This is a genomic window from Telluria sp. Soil_C_11, from assembly GCF_057657395.1.
In genome coordinates this window covers 44,331-62,070 of sequence record NZ_JBDGIN010000010.1, presented here as the reverse complement: position 1 = coordinate 62,070, position 17,740 = coordinate 44,331, and the positions used below count along the sequence as shown (strand labels likewise).

Below are 17,740 nucleotides of genomic sequence, written 5' to 3'. Positions count from 1 at the left end.
AAAATTTTGAGATAGACACATGAACCAGTGCGTCATACCAGCATGTCAATCATGAACAGCAGGATAAAACCTGCAAAAAACATCGCTGTCTGGATCGGCGTTTCGGTCTCCTCATGCGCCTCTACCAGTAACTCTTCGGTAACCAGGTAAAGTAGCGCCGCAACACCCAATGCCAGTAGTGCGTCGATAAAGACCGGCGTCACGGCATTCAATATCCCTGCCCCTGCGCCGGCTCCAGCAAGCAATGCGATACCGAGCATTGCCGCTGTGCCGCCGATTCTCAGCGCAGTCTGTCCGACGCTGCGCAACGAGGTTGCACATGAGACGCCAAGGAAGAACAATTCAAGCACCAGGCCAACCGTCAGCAGGAGCCCCTGTTTTTCCCCGGCGGCGAACGACAGGCCGATGAGTGCGCCATCGAGGACCACGTCGACACCCATTGCCGTGATCAATCCGCGCGTATCGCGGCCCCCTGCTGCATCTTCACGTCGATCGCCAAACCATTTCAGTGCGAGCATGAAGGCGACGCCACAGGAGAAGCCGATGAACGTCGGCCACGGCATTCGCCGGTGCACGAGGTCAGGCAGCAACTCGACGGCGAGCACGCTGAACACGGTGCCGGCAGCGAAATGCTGGACCGCGCTGCGTAGTCCGGCGCCGGGTTGACGAACGAGCGCGATCAAAGCCCCTGCCAGCACAGCGATCGCGGGCAAGGCGGCATAGCCCAGCACTTTGGACAGTGCTGCGCTCATGACGACACCTTCTCTGCATCCACAGCCTGTTTCTTCGTTGGCGGCGCTGGACGCTGGTCTGGACCTGTCGCCGTCCCCGGATAGGCGAGTAGGCGGAGCGCATTGATGACGACAAGCAGGGTCGAGCCTTCGTGGAACAGGACCGCGGTCCCGATGTTCAGGCCGAAAATGGTTGCCGGAATAAGCACCGCGACGACGCCCAGGCTGACCCAGAGGTTTTGCTTGATGACCCGGCGCGTGCGGCGCGACAGCCCAACCGCGAACGGAAGCTGGCTGAGGTCGTCGCTCATCAACGCGACATCCGCCGCTTCAAGGGCGACGTCCGAGCCTGCTGCTCCCATGGCGATGCCGACAGTGGCATTCGCCATGGCCGGTGCGTCGTTGACGCCGTCGCCAACCATGGCGACTTTGCCGTGACGTTCACGTAAGGCCTTTACCGTTTCGACCTTTTGCTCGGGCATCAGGTCACCCTTCGCTTCGGTCAGGCCGACGGTGCGCGCAACGGCATCGGCAACCTGTTGATTGTCGCCCGACAGCATGACCAGACGCTCGATGCCGAGTTCACGCAATTGCTTCATGACAGACGGCGCCGCTGGGCGGGGCGTGTCCATCACACCAATCACGCCGAGGAAGCGCGCTCCCTTGCGTACGACCATCGTGGTACGCCCCGATTGCACCAGTTTGTCGTTTGCTTGGGACAGTTCAACCGGCAACCGCATACCGTCCAGCTCATCAAACAGGATGGGTTTGGCGATATAGGTCGTTTCGCCATCGACCGAAGCCTGCACGCCACGGCCGGTCAAGCCGCGCACATCGTCCGCACGCACTGAAGCAGCATTCGCAGGCAACCGTTCGAGTCCGCCTTCAACCAGTGCCGATGCCAGCGGATGGTCGCTGTGCGATTCGACCGCGACCACTACTGCCAGCAATTCCGACTCGCTGACGCCGTCAGCAGGCAGCAAATCGGTCAATTTCGGTCGGCCTTCGGTCAGGGTTCCTGTCTTGTCGAAGGCGATCGAATTGAGACTTCCAAGATTCTCCAGAGGACCGCCGCCTTTCACCAAAACGCCGCTGCGGCCGGCGCGGGCGACGCCTGACAGCACGGCGCTCGGCACCGAAATCGCCAGGGCGCATGGGCTGGCCGCGACCAGCACCGCCATGGCGCGGTAGAAGCTGTCCGAGAAGCTCTCGTCGATGACAAGGAAGGCCAGCATCAATAGGACAACCAGCCCCAGGATCACGGGAACGAAAATGCGTTCGAACTTGTCGGTGAATTGCTGTGTAGGCGAACGCTGGGCTTCGGCTTCCGCCACCATCTGCACGACACGCGCCATGGTCGACTGCGACGCAAGGCGCGCCACCATGACGTCCATCGCACCTGCGCCGTTGATGGTGCCGGCGAAGACCCGGTTATTGGCCTTCACGCGATCGAACGCCGCAATCGCAGCCTTCCCGTCTTCGACAGGTGACTTGTCGACCGGAACGCTTTCCCCCGTGACCGGCGCCTGGTTCACACTCGAGCTGCCCTTGACCACGACGCCATCGGCCGGGAGGCGCTCGTTCGGCTTTACCAGTACAACGTCGCCTGGCTGCAGTTTCTCGACCGGAATCTCTTCCGTCGTGTCACCATTCTTCAGCAGTGCAGTTTCGGGAGCAAGCTTGGCGAGGGCTTCGATCGCGCGTCGTGCGCGTCCCATTGCGAAGTGCTCCAGCGAGTGGCCGAGACTGAACAGGAACAGCAGCAGACCGCCTTCCGCCCATTTGCCCAGCGCCGCCGCACCGACCGCTGCCACCAGCATCAGCGTGTCGATCTCGAAGCGGCGTGCGAGGATGTTCTCGATGGCTTCCTTCGCCGTAAAGAAGCCCCCGCACAGGTAGGCGCCGATGTACAGTGCGAGCGGTAGCCAGCCAGGCGTGGCGCCGCTGCGCTCGAAAAGCCAGCCGGCGAGCACGAACGCACCGGCCGCCACGGCGAAAATCAGTTCGGTATGCTCCCCGAAGATGCCGCCGTGCCCGTGTTCGTGACCCGCATGGGCGTCTTCCTTCCCATGCTTGTGTTCGTGTTCGCCATGCTCGGCATGAACGTGATTCGCGGTGTGTCCTTCATCCGGCCTGGCTGTAGCGGCCGCCCTCTCCACATGTGCTGGCTCTGTCCCGACGCCGCGCACCAGATTTTCCAGCTGCGTCTGCGTCACGCTTGAGCGTTCGTACTCCACCCGGATCCTGCCCGATGGCGAAACCTCTGCTTCCATCACGCCAGGAACATGGCGCAAGCGCTCGGCGAACAATCGCGCTTCGCGGGCATGCAGCGGTGCCGGCGTGCAGCCAAGGTAGTGTGCGAACTTCTCCGTGAGTTGCGCACCGACGGCGCTCACCAGTTCACGCAGCCTTCCGACCGAGATGACCGCGGGATCATAGTGCAGGCAGAGCATGGGAGGCGCCCCCTCGGGGGTCTTCATATGAACCCGCTCGACGCCAGGCCGCCCCTGCAAAAGGCCAATGAGCCGGCTGATACATGGATCCCTTGGATCGTCGACTTCCGGCAGTACTAACGGCAATTCCAGCCGTACTCGGTTCAACTCTTCCATTTGCTTACCTTTCTCTCGAAACGGCCAGTATGAAAATCCGATCGCACATAGTCGGTGCTGGATCGCACTAACGAGCTATTCAGTTCTGCTTCGCGATAATTCCAGGTTTATGATTGCCGATGCAGTAAGGCGAAGCTACCAAGACCCGGTCGCTCAACTTCAGCTCAATTTCATTGCTAACAAAAATGTTGACGTACCTTTTACTACGAAGGTGCTTGAACTGAACTTCGATATACCGCCCTGAGGAGCGTTGGTCATCTGTGAGCGACACCAGGCATTCAGGGTGATCGGTGGGAGTCTCATTTGATGGGTATATTTTCTGTACATACCCGGTCTACGTTCCCAAATCGTCGGGCCGATACGTGACGCAAGCGGCCAGACCATGCAGGACAATCATCCCTGGAATAATCACCTTGGCTCTCAAAATTCTCAGCCTATTAAATTCTTGAGCATTGAATCCATTTCCCGATATTCGTCAGCCACCTTCTGCAGCAAGAACTGATGCTTGACAGCCTGTTCGGCAAACGCACCTCGTTCCGTGTCCATGTCGACCGTGTTCCCGTCCACCGAACGTTGTACAGGGATGCGATAGCTGGAAAATATTTCGAGCTCGCTTTGACTATTGCTGACGCCGGCACGACAGCGTGTCTTGTCGGCGGCATCGGTTGCAGGTGCGGCTTCGAGCAGCGCTTGTTGCATGGCCGCTCGAAAGTCGATGTCACGCGCTTTATAGTTCGGGGTATCGGCATTGGCGATATTCGACGCGAGAACGTTCAATCGCCGCTCCGACACCTGAAGCGCTCTTTTCCAAAAATCGTCCTTATCCGATGCGGCGCTCGCCGATGTGGCGCACACACCATTTTTGATGCCGTCCATCTCTCCTCCTTTCAGGTATCGTCAAACAGAGTTTTCTGTTTCGACGACGAAGCTGCCGGAATCGAATTCCGCCTTTTCCAGAACCACGGATACAGCCACCACAGAACCAGGATCATTGAGGCAAACACCGCGCCCACACCGAGGCCTGCCGGGTGACCAACGACTTCCGCAATCACCAAACTCGCACATAGAACCAGGGACAGAGAGAGAAAAAATGCCCCCGTCAACATCTGTATGCTTGCGACATCCTTGAAATGCACGCGATCCTCAAGCGGGCGCAGCACGCGATGCTGTACGGCTGGAGCAGTAAACAGGATCAGACTCGATAGCGAGCACAGGAAAGTCGCCATGAATATCCATTTCTCCAGCTGGACGATTTGGCGGAAGCCCGAGGTGAAAGGCAATGCAATGAGAAAGCCATTCAAGAGTTGCGCACCGGGAAGCAGGATGCGCAGCTCATTGAGCATCTCCGTCATGTCCGTTTCGTCGTGTCCATTGAACACAGCTCTCGAACAGTCCTCGACTGGTTTGACCTGAGTCGCCTCGCTAAATTGACTAGTCATCGTGCTCGAACTCCTAAAGCTCAACCGGTATCGTCATGGCAGCTGCTTGGTGCCATCCTGTCCAATGCGCTAGCGGGCCCGGCAGAGCCAGCGAGCCGAACGCCCGCCAGCTCTGCTCAAGCGATGCATGCACTAAAGCGCTGCCACGGTGTCCTTCCCGGCTTGCACCTCGACCTCTTCTTCATCTTTTCGGTGCATGAGCCGGTACAGCAGAGGCAGCACCAGCAGCGTCAGCGCGGTCGAGGAAAGGATCCCGCCGATGACGACGGTCGCGAGCGGGCGCTGCACTTCTGCCCCGGTGCCGGTGGCCAGTGCCATTGGCACGAAGCCGAGCGAGGCGACGAGGGCAGTCATCAAGACTGGCCGCAGGCGGGTCAGCGCGCCCTGGACGATCGCATCGTCGAGCGGCATACCCTCCTCGCGCAGAGACCGGATGAAGGAAATCATCACCAAGCCGTTCAGGACTGCGACACCGGACAGGGCAATGAAGCCGACCGCCGCCGTGATCGACAGTGGAATGCCGCGCAGCGTCAGTGCGACGATGCCCCCGGTCAGTGCGAAAGGAATGCCGGTGAATACCAGCAATCCATCCTTCAGGTTGCCGAACATGACGAACAGCAGCGTGAGCACGAGGAACAGTGCCAGCGGCACGACCACTTTCAGACGCTGGGTCGCCGACTGCAGCTGCTCGAAAGTGCCGCCCCAGCTGGTCCAGTAGCCGGCCGGGATCTTGACCGACTTGGCGATCGCTGCCTGCGCCTCAGGGACGAAGCTGCCGACATCCCGGCCGCGCACGTTGGCACTGACGACGATGCGGCGCTTGCCGTTCTCGCGGCTGACCTGGTTGGGGCCAGGTGCGAACACCAGTTCAGCGACCTCGCCGAGCGGAACGTAGGAGGCTGTGCCGCTCTCGCCCAACGGCAGCGCGATCGGCAGGCGGCGCAATGCATCGATGTCGCTACGCAGCTCTTCGGGCAGGCGCACCAGGATGTCGAAACGGCGGTCGCCCTCGAACATGGTGCCGGCCTGGCGTCCGCCCGTCGCTGTAGCGAGGGCCGCTTGCACATCGGCGATGTTCAGGCCGTAGCGAGCCGTCTTTTCCCGATCGATATTCACCGACAGCATCGGCAAGCCGCCGGTCTGCTCGACCTTGACCTCGGCCGCACCAGGGATCTTCTGTAGTACTTCGGCAATCTGCTGTCCAGTCTTCGCCAGCACGTCCATGTCATCGCCGAAGACCTTGACCGCAACGTCGCTTCGCACGCCAGAGATCAGTTCGTTGAAACGCAACTGGATGGGCTGCGAGAACTCGAAGGCATTACCCACGTATTTCTCGGATTCTTTCTGGATCGCTTCGACAAGCGCGGCATGGGTCTTCTTCGGCGCCGGCCATTGCGATTCGGGCTTGAGCATGATGTAGCCGTCCGAAATGTTCTGCGGCATAGGGTCGGAGGCGATCTCGGCTGTGCCCGTACGCGCGAATATGCGGTCGATCTCCGGGAACTTCGCCTTCAGGCCAGTCTCGAGTTTCTCCTGCATGGCCAGCGATTCGGAAAGGCTGGTCGCCGGAATACGCAAGGCCTGGATCGCCAGGTCGCCCTCGTTCAGATTGGGGATGAACTCGCTCCCGAGGCGCGCGGCGAGCAGGCCGGACAGGACCACCAGCACGGCGCTGGATGCAAGCACGACTGAGCCATTACGCAGCACCTTGTCCAGCACCGGCGCATACCAGTCCTTGGCCTTGCTCATCAGGAGATTTTCCTTCTCCGCGACGCGCTTGCCAATGAACAGTGCAACCGCGGCCGGCACGAAGGTCATCGAAAGGATCATCGCGCCGGCCAGTGCCAGCACCACGGCGAAAGCCATCGGATGGAACATTTTTCCTTCGACGCCGGCCAACGCAAAGATCGGCAGGTAGACCACCATGATGATCAGCTGGCCGAACAGCAGCGGACGGCGCGCCTCGCGGGCTGCCGCGAACACCTCATGGAAGCGTTCGTTCAAGGTCAGCTCGCGCTTGTGGTGCTCCTGCGCATGCGCCAGGCGCCGCACACAGTTCTCGACGATAACGACCGCACCGTCGATGATGATGCCGAAGTCGAGCGCTCCGAGACTCATCAGGTTGGCACTGATCTTGTAGGTCACCATGCCCGAGAATGTGAACAGCATCGACAGTGGAATGACCAGCGCCGTGATGATCGCCGCGCGGATGTTCCCAAGGAACAGGAACAGGATCACGATGACCAGAATCGCGCCTTCCATCAGGTTCTTTTTCACGGTGGCGATAGCTTTGTCGACCAGGACGGTACGGTCGTAGACCGGCACTGCCTTGACGCCCGGCGGCAGTGTCTTGTTAATCTCCGCCATCTTGTCGGCCGCGGCCTGTGCCACCACGCGGCTGTTCTCGCCGATCAGCATGAAGACCGTGCCCAGCACCACTTCCTTGCCGTTGGCCGTTGCCGCACCGGTGCGCAGCTCGCGCCCCAGACCGACGGTCGCGACATCGCGCACACGGATCGGCACGCCCCGCACATTGCTGACGATGGTGTTGCGGATGTCGTCCAGGGTACGAACCTGGCCCGGTGCGCGGACCAGGAACTGTTCACCGCGGCGCTCGACATAGCCGGCGCCAACGTTGCCGTTGTTCCGCTCGATCGCTTCGACCACCGTGTTCATGGTCAAGCCATACGAACTGAGCTTGGCCGGGTCTGGCGTGACGTGATACTCCTTCGAGAAACCACCGATCGAATTGATTTCGGTGACGCCGGGAACCTGGCGCAGCTGAGGCTTGATGATCCAGTCCTGGACCTCGCGCAAGTCGGTCGGCGTGTAGGGCGTGCCGTCCGGCTTTTTGGCGCCGGGCGCGCTTTCGACCGTCCACAGGTAAATCTCACCCAAGCCAGTCGAAATCGGCCCCATGTTCGGCGTGACGCCTTCCGGCAAGCCTTCTTTCGCTTCCTGGATCCGCTGGTTGACCAGTTGGCGAGCGAAAAAGACATCGGTGCCGTCCTTGAAGATGACGGTCACCTGCGACAGACCATAACGCGACAGCGAGCGGGTCTGTTCCAGGCCAGGCAGCCCGGCCATGACGGTTTCGATCGGATAGGTGACGCGCTGCTCGACCTCGAGCGGCGAGTAGCCCTGGGCTGACGTATTGATCTGGACCTGGACGTTGGTAATGTCAGGGACCGCGTCGATCGGCAGCCGCTGGTAGTTGTAGACGCCGATGGCAGCCATTGCAAACACGGCCAACATGACGATCCATCGATGCTCGATGGCGGAGCGTATGATTCGTTCAAACATGGTTGTGCTCCTCAATCCTCGTGCTCGGCGCTGCCTTTACCCTGCTCCGCCTTCAGGACAAAGCTACCGGTGGTGGCATACACCGTCCCAGCGGACAAACCCTGCAGGATTTCCACGTGGTCCTTATCGGTCGCACCGACGACAACCGGTTGAGCCTTGAAGCCCTCCGGTGCCTGGATGAACACAACCGGCTTGTCCTCCACCGTCTGTAGCGCATCGCTTTGCACGGTGACGGCGGCGCGCTTGGCGCTCTGCACCAGCGACACATTGACGAACAGGCCGGGGCGCCACGCGAGCGACGGGTTCATGAGCTCGATGCGGGCGGTTGCGGAGCGGGTCTGTTCTCCGACCAGGGCGCCGACGTAGGTCACCTTGCCGGTCGCGCTAAGGTCGGCAGCGGCCGCCTTGACGGTGGCGGTTTCGCCGACCCGCACGACGTTAAAGTCCTTAGGCGTGACGACGACGTCGACCCATACATGCGACAGGTCCGACAGCAGGAACACGTTGGCGTCTTCCTTCAAGGCTTCGCCCAGGCTGATGTGCTTTTCGACGATGACGCCGTCGAAAGGTGCACGCAATTCATAGCGGTTCAGCGGGCCCTTGCCGGACCCGACGCCCAGCGCGCTCAGCTTGGATTGCGCATTGTTCGCCGCGATCCGCGCCTCTTCATAGGCCTGTTGCGCCTGCAGGTAATCCTGTTGCGCCGAGATCTTGTCTTCCCACAGTTTCTTTTCACGCGCGTAGGTAGTGCGCGCCAAGTCCAGGCGCGTCCTTGCCGCGTTCAACGTGCTGCGCAGTTCTGCCAACTCGGGACTGGAGATCACAGCCAGCACCTGGCCCTTCTTGACTGTCTGGCCGAGCTCCGCTTGCACCGAATCAGCGATCCCGGGGACGCGCGGCACAATGTGCGCGGTGCGATCCTGGTCGAAGCGGACTTCTCCAGGCAACTGTACGGACGCTTCGATCGTCTCCGGAGCGGCCGTTGCAAGCTTGATCCCCGCCTGCTGGATTTGCTGTGGCGTCAGTCGTACGAGCCCTTCCTCGCCCGCATGGTGCTCGCCCCCTTCTTTTGGTGCGGTTTTGCCGGCTACTGCCTGCGGTACTTCCTTCTTGCTTTCGGCGCCGGCAGCCTCGCCTGGCTCCTTCTTCCAGAACAGGATGGCGGCACCGAGTACCATGCCGACGGCGACGATCGCCACCACGGTCTTGGTCGATTTGTTTTGATTGATGGACTTCATTTGGATGTTCTTTCAGTGGAATTCACGCCGGCGTCCGCGACCGGGACGTAACGTTCAATGTCTGCGATCGAGCGGTAGCGGTCGGAGAGCGCGCGCAGGTACTGGGTCTTGGTCTGGAACAGCGTGCGCTGGGCGTCGAGTACGTCGGTAAACGCAAATTTCCCCATCTCGAAACCAGTCACCGCAGCGTCGTAAGCGCTTTGGGCCGCTGGCAGTACCTGGTCGCGCAGGGTGACTGTTTGCGTCGACGCCACCTCGGCGCGCTGGTAGGCATCGGCGAGCACCTGGGTGAGGCGTAGCTGTTCGACCTCGAGGTCGTCGCGGGCCTGGTCGGCACGGCGCAGCGCCGAGAGGATGTTGCCCTGGTTGCGATTGAATAGCGGCAGCGGCAACGACAGGCCGATCACGCCTTGGGTGCGGCCGAGCTCACGCTCGCGCTGAGAGCCGACCGTGACCGTCACGTCCGGAATGCGCTGCGCCCGCTCAAGCTTGACCTGAGCGTCACGCCCTGCTACCGCCGACTGCGCACGGCGCAGTTGCGGCGAGCTCGCCAGCCGTTCCGACAGCTCAGGCCAGGCAGGCAAGCGCCCGAAGGTGTCGGGCACCTGCAGCGGCTGGTCGAGCGGACGTGGGCTGGCCCACAGGGCGGTCAGCCGGCGCTTGGCCAGTGCCAGGTCGGCCTCGGCCTGGGCCAGTTCCAGCCGCACCGCAGCCTCGGCGACGCTCGAGCGGGTCTGCTCGACCGGCGAGATCTTGCCCGCAGTGACGCGCCTGCTGGTGACATCGGTGGATTTATGGGCTAGTTCAAGAGACGCCTGGGCCAGTGTGAGCCGCTCCTGCGCTGTCAGCGCGTCCATATAAGCGGTAATCACATCGGCGCGCAGTTCTGCTCGTTTCGCATTCACGTCGTCGATGGCGACGTTGCGCTCCTGTTCGGCCGCCGCAATGCGTGCGGCGCGTTTGCCACCCAACTCGATCACCTGATTGATCTGGGTCGTTTCGGTGCGCGTGTTGCGATCCGTTCCTTCGGAGAGGACAGACAGCTCTGGGTTTGGACGAGCGCCCGCTTGTTGTACCGCACCGTCGGCGATACCGATCGATCGTGTAGCGGACCGCAAGGCCGGGTTGGCGGATAGGGCCAGCTGAATCGCTTGATCCAGCGTGAGCGGTAAAGCCGAGACGGCCACTTGGGGTGCCGCTACAACAGGCGTAGAGATACTTTGCTGCCCGATAGCATGGGCAGCCGGAAACGCGGCCTGCAGCAGCAGGACCGTCGCTCCCAGCACAATGTGCTTGGATTGCATGATGACTCCGAAGACTATTAAGGGAAAATAGCCGGCGGCAGCCCCCACGCACCGTCAACGGTGCGCGGAAATGCGTTTCAGATGGAAAGTCGCAAAAAGGTCAGCCGCAGGATCAGGCGCGGCCGGTCCACTTGGGACGATATGGAGGGGAAGGAACTACGGAATCGGGAGAAACAAGCGCGGTGGCGACCGCGTCGCTGGCGTTCTCCATCTTGAAACAAGACTCAGCAAGATCCGGCGCTGCGAGCGCAATGTGCACGTAAGCGCAGTGAGCGTCGTGCGCAGTGACCTTCTTGGTCAGGGGAGACTTGTCCTTGGCAGCCAGTGACAACTCGTCGGCACTGCTGTTGTGCTGGTGATGACCAAAGTGATTCGACGCTCGGCCGGCCTCGTGCATGCAATAGGCACTGACGACGTTCCAGGTGAACTGGAAAGTCATCACTGCTAGCAAGATGAGAACGAAACGGCGGGCCATGGTCCGGTGAGTATATCTCATTATGAACCAAGGGACACGGTAAATCGCTGTTTGCGCAACGTCCAGATCCTCGCTCGCAGGCCTTCCCCCAAAGGGGACACCAATCGTCCGTGTATGTTGAGATGCCCTACGTTGGGACGACAAAACCCCGGACCCTGAGCCTAACACATTGCTATTCGGGGAGCAGCTCAGCCAAATCTCGGCACCCGCAATGGACTGCCTCTGAAAGACTAGCTTGTTCGGTAGGGTGCGCACCGGAAATTTACTACCGTCGCTGGGTCTTTCTGCGCGACCTATAGGTTCAATGTGCTCTAGAGCAAGCAAAATACCGCGACAGAGTCGATGCGTGTCCCTTGCGCCGTACTTACTGCGACGCCTGTAGAGTCTGGAACATCCAGTCATGCTTGATGTCTATTCACGTGTTCCTTCCCTGTAGGACGCACAAATGGCCCGCCGAACGAGAATGACAGAAAAAAAGCTGATCAACATGCTCAGTGCCGGTTATGGACAAGGGCATGGCGAAAACTATCGTCCATGGTTGAAAAATACTCGATCAGCAATTAGCAAGATCGGCACACAGTCTTCCGGAAGAGTACTTTATGGCCTGAAGCGTTCATGTGACTTCAAGTCTCGCCAGGAAAAGAAAATCGCCCGAGCTCTTCTGTGGCTTGGAGCAGTGGACGTTCGGGAACAGTTCCCGCTCTGGCCCTGGCCACATACTCACCCGCTCGTTGGGGCGCCCGGGGCCGAACAGCTTGTCCTTCCTGATGCTCCAGGACTGTTGGAGCTAGCCGAAAAGGCTGCCATTCCGCATGGAGTTTTCGTCGGCACCCGCCTCCCCTATGTCGCAACGACGGATTTTATGGTCACGGTACAGAGGAAACAGGTACCCGACTTGATTGCCATCGCTTGCAAAGACCGCGAAATTGTACTGAACGACGATCGGCTATCGAGGCCACTAGAGCGGCTTGAACTGGAACGGCTGTACAGCAACTATATAAAAATTCGACATGTAGTCGTCGATAGCGAAGTGTTCGGTAACGAACTGCTCGCAAACTTGGACTGGCTGATGCCTGATGAACACGTAGTGGCCGAACTCATCAAGGATCCGCATTTAGGCGAATTTCATGATCGTTTAAATGAAAAAGCATTTTCTATTTCTATCGATGAAGCTATCGAGGACGCCCGACAGCATCTCGGGTGGACCAGGAAGCTCGGTTGCTCTGCCTTTCGCTACTTTACGTGGATGCAAGAGCTCGATATAGACCTGACACAGCCCTTGTTGATGACGCAGCCCGCCCTGACGGGAGGAACACGCATTCGATCACTCTTGCAACGTGAATTATTTGGAGAGGTTGACCATGCAGGCCCATGAGACCTCAACTGCGGACAAGACTAACGCCAGCGGACACGAAGTGTGCGTCGGGCAGAACATGAATGAGCAGCTACGAATCGGAGACGTGTACGCGTCAACTGGCTCGGATAGCATGATCGAGCGCCCAACATTTCGGATTATTCACAAAAATCCGGCACACAACACGGCATGGGTCATTCGGCTTCCAGTAGTAGGAGATGGGGGCCGACACGTTAGGGCGCCAACCTCGCTTGCATACAGCGATCTCGTAAAACTGCTGATCGATAAAAAAATTACCAAGATCGAGCTCACCCCACCTGCAATTGTCATGTTGAGCGACGCAGAGATCCGCGCTAGATACTCAAATAAAGACGGATCTTGTCCGATCATTGACCGAAGAGACCAAAGATACGCGATACTTGAACGATTAGTAAAATCGCACTCAACCGGAGAGATACTGGAGTGCGGCTTAGCCACTGTATGGGTCAACGAACAAGCGAAACTGACCAAGAGATCCCGAGCGAAACTCTACGACGACCTGCATAGCTACTGGGCAGGAAATTCCTCAAAAAATGCTCTCATCCCTGATTATTGGCGCTCTGGGGGACCTGGTAAGGAGCGCAGCCAAAAAACGAAACTGGGCAGACCGAACGCAAAAGCGAGAGTTGACGTCAATGCAAACAAAGGGTACTTCCTGTCTGACGATGACAAGGAGAAGCTTAGCTACGGTTGGCGATACTTTCTAAGCGAAGGAAGGACCAGACCGCAGGCATATCTTGAAACCATGGGGGTTTTCTACAGCGAACGATGGGAAGTCCAGAACGGCATACAGATGCCTATCCTTTTGCATAGCGATCTTCGGCCAACCCCTGCGCAATTCGAACGATGGGGACCGGCAGGCGATCCACGTCTAACTGCCTCGAGAATACAACTAGGCGAAATAGATTGGGCGAAAAAATATCGCGGAATCTCGGGCAGTGCTGGAGACGGATTGACCGCGGTCGGAATGCAGGCAGTTTGTGACACAACCACGAATGACGCATACTTAAAATCGGTGACATCGCGCCTTAAAACCGTGGGCCCAGTTAACCGACTTTTGATTACTGAAAGCAGAAGTAATCTTATTATCGGCCTGCATTGCGGCTTCGACGCTCCCTCTGCGCGAACTTTTCTCTTAGCGGTAGCACATGGGGCTTCGAGCAAAGTTGATTTTTGCGCACGGTTCGGCGTAACGATCACTGAAGATGAGTGGCCTGCCTGCGCCGCCCGCACCTATCTGGGCGACAATGGCGAATATCGGAATGAACTGAGCCGGCAAGCACTTGACCAGTTCGGCGCTAGTATCGATAACATTCCTAGCGGTCAGCCACAATTTAACGGCGTGGCTGAATCTAAGCACCATCTTCTGCATGCCCGACTCGATCATCAACTGGACGGCACAACCCTTGGCCAGCCACGTCGGCGCGGGAAACCTCATCCAGCAATCAATGCTTGCGTCAATTATTTTGAATACATGCGTGAACTGATCCGCGAGATCTTGTATCACAACAACGAGGAACAGGTCCCACATCTTCTAAATTCCGAAATGCGACGTGCACAGGTAGTACCGACTCGGATTTCAATCTACCGCTGGCTTATTGAACGAGGTTATGTAGTCGATTTTGTTCCCGACGTCGTCACACTTCGTGCGCATCTTTACCCTTCCGTACCAGCGACGCTGACCGAGTCGGGGGTATACCTGCTTCGAGAAGATCGTGGCGAGCGGAGTGAACGAATCCCGAATGCAAGATATATGGCAGATTGCCTTGTTGAATCGGGACTTCTCGAGCAAGCGCGACGCAAAGGGCACCGCAAAATTACAGTTCGATCCGATCCAACAGATCCGCGGTCTGTGTGGTTTCAGATGGAGCGAGGCTTGGCAGAACTAAGAAATATCCATCCTGATCCGATCTTGTACAACCAAGCCACTATCGCGGATCTAGTTGCTATGAAGGATGAGGACAAGATTATAGAACTGGAAAACCGTGGGCTGGACGAGCAGAAGCGCATGGCTATCGTCACGAATCGACAAGCAATGCTTAGTCAGGCGCAGGCCGAAAAGCAGGGCGAATTGAAATCACTAGCTAAGCCAATGAGCAAGGCTGATCACTATCGTGACATCGGTAAAAACAGGCAGGACGAAGCAGCATTGTTAGCGACGCAACTGTCCCACTCTGCTTCTCAGGAAACACCGTCAAGCTCTTTGCCGGAGATAGAACCTAAAAAAGCACGAAACAAGTCCGTCAACGCGAATGATCGGGCACAACATGTGGACTTGGTTGACGAACCAGATGACGAAATCGTGAATCCAGCGCTCAAAGCACTAAGACGATTTATGCGGGGACAGAATGACCAATAATGAAAACGGTATAGCAACTGCAAGCCCGTTGGACTCCATCTACGGCGAAAACCCACTCCTTGATCCTTTAGGACCGAGGATCTCATTCCAACATCTTCCGCATCGGCTCATAAACCGGCCACTCGAAGGCTGTGAACTTGCGCGCTTAGACGCTTCAGCCAGGGAGGAACTGCTTGTCCTATACGAGCAAAATTTTGTACCTACTACTAGCGGCATTAATATTGTCGCTGCTCTCCAAAACCTTCATCGGGAACATTATTGGCATCGACATCCTGCCAATCCAAAAGCCCGGAGGGATCGATTTCAAATTGCACAGTTCACCAAATCGAAGGATTTCGACTCCGCCTCGGTGCCCTGGTTAAGTACCTCTGCACGTGGCATGATTATCAAAGGCATAACTGGAACAGGAAAGAGCGCAATTACTAATCGCTATACCGATTTGCTCAGCCAGCAGATATGCGAACATGCGAACGGAGTGATACCAGGATTTGAATATGTTAGGCAATTATCATGGATTAAAGTAGATATGAGCAACGACGGAAGCAGAGACGGCTTCTTAACATCCATTCTCATGGAGGTGGACAGACTTATTGATACAAATTACGCGAAACAATACTCCGGAAGGTTTTCAATCGATAAATTAGCCATCGTCGTCGGAGTTATATTAAGCACTCATCTTTGCGGCATGTTAATTATAGAGGAAGTCCAAGAAAAGAATTTCAACAACTCGAAATGGCGTAGCCAGTTGACAACCTTCTTCCTACGTATTCTCAACTTCGGGATTCCAATAGTTTTAATAGGAAACCCATTGGGCTTTACCGAACTGGAGAAATCGTCCCAGAATATAAGAAGACTGTCGAGTGGAGGGGTTTTTGAAATGCTTCCATCTTTGAACGGCGCAGATGACGATTTTCAAAATATTGTCGAGCATACCCTCTCGTTCAATATCATGGAGCGTCAAAATGAGCAAGCACATGAATATTTCCGGGACGTCGCGTTTTGCTATAGTGGTGGCATAACGGACTTTGTAGTACGTCTGAACACAGAAAGTCAGCTTATTGCTCTGAGGTCCGGAAAGAGCGAGGTGCTTCCCAAACACATTAATGCTGCCTTTTTGAGCTCTCGAATGGTTGCAAACCATCCGTTAATCAATGGACTGGTCAACCGAGATCCAAACATTCTTCGTACTTGCAACGATGTACCCGTCGAGCGCTTTCTAGAGATATGGCTGACTGAAAAGCAACCCTACGAAACGACTGGAACGAAGTCCGGGGCGATTCCGGATCAGTCTCCAGAAGGAACAAAAATAAGCCCTGGCGCCGGCAACATCGAGGATAAAAGCTCTTCAAAGATTGAGCGCTCCGCTCCCCCACTAAGCGAGCACCCGGTAGCTAAGCGTCTAAAAGCTGAGCAAACCCGTAAAACTAACAGACAAAAGAAAGCTGTTGAGAAGAAAGAGAAGTTGGGGCCAGACGATATCCGAGGAGATGGAGTCGGTGCTACTTTAATAGCAGGCTTGAAAGATCTGCTCAACCCAAAGAAATTAACTTAATTCATCTTACTCTTAGAGGGCCTCGCGGGGCATACGTATATAATACCCGCGCGCTTCAACCAGTATCTTGCAACGTCGTAAGGTAGATCGAGATCCCTTGCCGCTTGGGCTAGAGACTTTCCACCTGCCGCAACAAGCATTAGTAGTGCATCGACTCGGGGATCGGCGCGCGGATCAGTGGAAGGCACCATTGCAGACTTACATGAAACCTCGACCATTTCACTGTAGCAGTCCCAAAAATTAGGCCAATCTTCAAACAACAAAGCTTTTACCAGAAAGTGCTTCGCCGGATGCAAATGTGATCGTGGATTGCGAAGCAGTTTCGCGAGAAATCCACCGCTGCTTCCGTTCACAGATTCGATAAAACTAAATTCCGGAATGGCTCTAAGCTCTGCTGCTTGCCTTAAGAATTCTTGTCGCACATATCTGAAGCGGACATTTCCAGACCTCGTAAGCCACCCTGCTGCCTTTGCTCCACATAGGTAACTTTGCCTTAACGAATGTGGCTCAAGTTCTAAATTAGCGCAAGATAGAATTCCAGCTGCGAATTCGGCCAAACGTGTAAGCAATAGTGATTGATTGCTTAGCTGAACGGGAAGATATTTCCATTCATCGTCGCCTATAGTATGTGGCAGAACCCATTGCAACTTGTTGAGCGTCCTCGATTTTCCTGTCGACCGCATAAGCAGTTCATTATGCTTTGGACAAATCCAGACGGCAGGATGCTGATGAAGCAGATGCCAGTAGGCACCGCCATACGTATTAATTTCTTCCCGCATGCATGCAACACATGCTTTAAGCGGATGCGCGGCACCAATGCGACTTGATGGCAGACCAAGACGGAATTTTAAACGATCGATTCCTGCCCCCGCCAATGCTTCGACGCCGGCGTTAATTCTTTTTTCCGGCTGATAAGGAGCGTAAAATTTTAGTAAAGTTCGGTTATGAGATAGATAGGAGACATTCCCGAGCAGCCCTCTGGTCCGTGCTTCGAACGTGGACAAATGAGCTGGAAAATCGTGCAGCATAGCTGCATCACGCACTCCAAATAGTTGACAGCTAGTGGTCGATGCCAGTCGGTTTCCGCTCATGGAATGGAATCTGGCGCAGAGGCTATATAAAGTTTCACCCGGGAGAAACATCGGTAGAAACGATAACACTTCACCTTTTAATTCTTCAGATTTGTTCATGTTGCGCCGAATAAGTCTTATTGAAATCACGCCATAATATGTGGATTCACCAGCTTGCATTTGCGATAACTCAAAGTGGCTATACAGGATTTCATTTGGAACTCCTGTGTAAATTTGAGGAAAGATTTTTATCAAGCACAGTCTGAA

Annotated in this window: 12 protein-coding genes; 3 read left to right on the top strand and 9 right to left on the bottom strand. The window is 56.7% G+C overall.

Translation table 11 applies throughout. The annotated features are described in order from the left end of the window. Positions 1-32: 32 nt before the first annotated feature. The 8 genes from AC3A6M_RS17065 to AC3A6M_RS17030 all read right to left on the bottom strand — a co-directional run bounded on the left by AC3A6M_RS17065 (position 33) and on the right by AC3A6M_RS17030 (position 11,063). Positions 33-752, bottom strand: a complete 720-nt coding sequence (locus tag AC3A6M_RS17065; RefSeq protein WP_258850356.1) for a ZIP family metal transporter — start codon at positions 750-752, stop codon at positions 33-35. Beyond that, positions 749-3,340 carry a heavy metal translocating P-type ATPase gene (locus AC3A6M_RS17060; RefSeq protein WP_487853917.1) on the bottom strand — a complete coding sequence of 864 codons (2,592 nt, stop codon included), beginning with the start codon at positions 3,338-3,340 and terminating at the stop codon, positions 749-751. Before AC3A6M_RS17060 ends, AC3A6M_RS17065 begins: the two co-directional genes overlap by 4 nt. 429 nt (positions 3,341-3,769) lie before the next feature. Further along, entirely contained in the window at positions 3,770-4,216 is a 447-nt protein-coding gene (gene flgB / locus AC3A6M_RS17055) for a flagellar basal body rod protein FlgB (protein WP_487853916.1), read from the bottom strand. An 11-nt stretch (positions 4,217-4,227) separates the two neighbouring features. Further along, complete coding sequence (locus AC3A6M_RS17050) at positions 4,228-4,692, bottom strand: DUF6328 family protein (protein WP_487853915.1); 465 nt, start codon at positions 4,690-4,692, stop codon at positions 4,228-4,230. Positions 4,693-4,911: 219 nt separating this feature from the next. Further along, entirely contained in the window at positions 4,912-8,082 is a 3,171-nt protein-coding gene (locus AC3A6M_RS17045) for a CusA/CzcA family heavy metal efflux RND transporter (RefSeq protein ID WP_258850360.1), read from the bottom strand. An 11-nt stretch (positions 8,083-8,093) separates the two neighbouring features. Further along, positions 8,094-9,320 (bottom strand): efflux RND transporter periplasmic adaptor subunit, encoded by a 1,227-nt coding sequence (locus tag AC3A6M_RS17040; protein ID WP_487853914.1) that lies wholly within the window; start codon positions 9,318-9,320, stop codon positions 8,094-8,096. Continuing rightward, entirely contained in the window at positions 9,317-10,624 is a 1,308-nt protein-coding gene (locus tag AC3A6M_RS17035; protein WP_487853913.1) for a TolC family protein, read from the bottom strand. Before AC3A6M_RS17035 ends, AC3A6M_RS17040 begins: the two co-directional genes overlap by 4 nt. Positions 10,625-10,736: 112 nt before the next feature. Beyond that, positions 10,737-11,063: a hypothetical protein gene (locus tag AC3A6M_RS17030; protein WP_487853912.1), complete on the bottom strand. Its 327-nt coding sequence runs from the start codon at positions 11,061-11,063 to the stop codon at positions 10,737-10,739. 481 nt (positions 11,064-11,544) lie between these two features. Between AC3A6M_RS17030 and AC3A6M_RS17025 the strand changes: the two genes are divergently transcribed. The 3 genes from AC3A6M_RS17025 to AC3A6M_RS17015 are packed head-to-tail and all read left to right on the top strand — an operon-like array spanning position 11,545 to position 16,403. Then, the gene (locus tag AC3A6M_RS17025; RefSeq protein WP_487853911.1) at positions 11,545-12,474 is read left to right on the top strand and encodes a PDDEXK family nuclease; all 930 of its coding nucleotides are present in this window, start codon (positions 11,545-11,547) and stop codon (positions 12,472-12,474) included. After that, entirely contained in the window at positions 12,461-14,851 is a 2,391-nt protein-coding gene (locus tag AC3A6M_RS17020; protein ID WP_258850365.1) for a hypothetical protein, read from the top strand. Before AC3A6M_RS17025 ends, AC3A6M_RS17020 begins: the two co-directional genes overlap by 14 nt. After that, positions 14,841-16,403, top strand: a complete 1,563-nt coding sequence (locus tag AC3A6M_RS17015) for an ATP-binding protein (protein ID WP_487853910.1) — start codon at positions 14,841-14,843, stop codon at positions 16,401-16,403. The genes AC3A6M_RS17020 and AC3A6M_RS17015 overlap by 11 nt, the downstream gene beginning before the upstream one ends. Here the strand turns inward: AC3A6M_RS17015 and AC3A6M_RS17010 are convergent. Further along, a complete protein-coding gene (locus AC3A6M_RS17010) occupies positions 16,400-17,653 on the bottom strand; it encodes a TnsD family Tn7-like transposition protein (RefSeq protein WP_487853909.1) in 1,254 nt (417 codons plus the stop codon). The genes AC3A6M_RS17015 and AC3A6M_RS17010 overlap by 4 nt on opposite strands. Positions 17,654-17,740 lie beyond the last annotated feature (87 nt).

Bases quoted from the DNA above. Each gene is read 5' to 3' on its own strand.
- AC3A6M_RS17065 (WP_258850356.1), bottom strand. From the start codon at position 752: ATGAGCGCAGCACTGTCCAAAGTGCTGGGCTATGCCGCCTTGCCCGCG.
- AC3A6M_RS17060 (WP_487853917.1), bottom strand. From the start codon at position 3,340: ATGGAAGAGTTGAACCGAGTACGGCTGGAATTGCCGTTAGTACTGCCG.
- flgB (WP_487853916.1), bottom strand. From the start codon at position 4,216: ATGGACGGCATCAAAAATGGTGTGTGCGCCACATCGGCGAGCGCCGCA.
- AC3A6M_RS17050 (WP_487853915.1), bottom strand. From the start codon at position 4,692: ATGACGGAGATGCTCAATGAGCTGCGCATCCTGCTTCCCGGTGCGCAA.
- AC3A6M_RS17045 (WP_258850360.1), bottom strand. From the start codon at position 8,082: ATGTTTGAACGAATCATACGCTCCGCCATCGAGCATCGATGGATCGTC.
- AC3A6M_RS17040 (WP_487853914.1), bottom strand. From the start codon at position 9,320: ATGAAGTCCATCAATCAAAACAAATCGACCAAGACCGTGGTGGCGATC.
- AC3A6M_RS17035 (WP_487853913.1), bottom strand. From the start codon at position 10,624: ATGCAATCCAAGCACATTGTGCTGGGAGCGACGGTCCTGCTGCTGCAG.
- AC3A6M_RS17030 (WP_487853912.1), bottom strand. From the start codon at position 11,063: ATGACTTTCCAGTTCACCTGGAACGTCGTCAGTGCCTATTGCATGCAC.
- AC3A6M_RS17025 (WP_487853911.1), top strand. From the start codon at position 11,545: ATGGCCCGCCGAACGAGAATGACAGAAAAAAAGCTGATCAACATGCTC.
- AC3A6M_RS17020 (WP_258850365.1), top strand. From the start codon at position 12,461: ATGCAGGCCCATGAGACCTCAACTGCGGACAAGACTAACGCCAGCGGA.
- AC3A6M_RS17015 (WP_487853910.1), top strand. From the start codon at position 14,841: ATGACCAATAATGAAAACGGTATAGCAACTGCAAGCCCGTTGGACTCC.
- AC3A6M_RS17010 (WP_487853909.1), bottom strand. From the start codon at position 17,653: ATGCAAGCTGGTGAATCCACATATTATGGCGTGATTTCAATAAGACTT.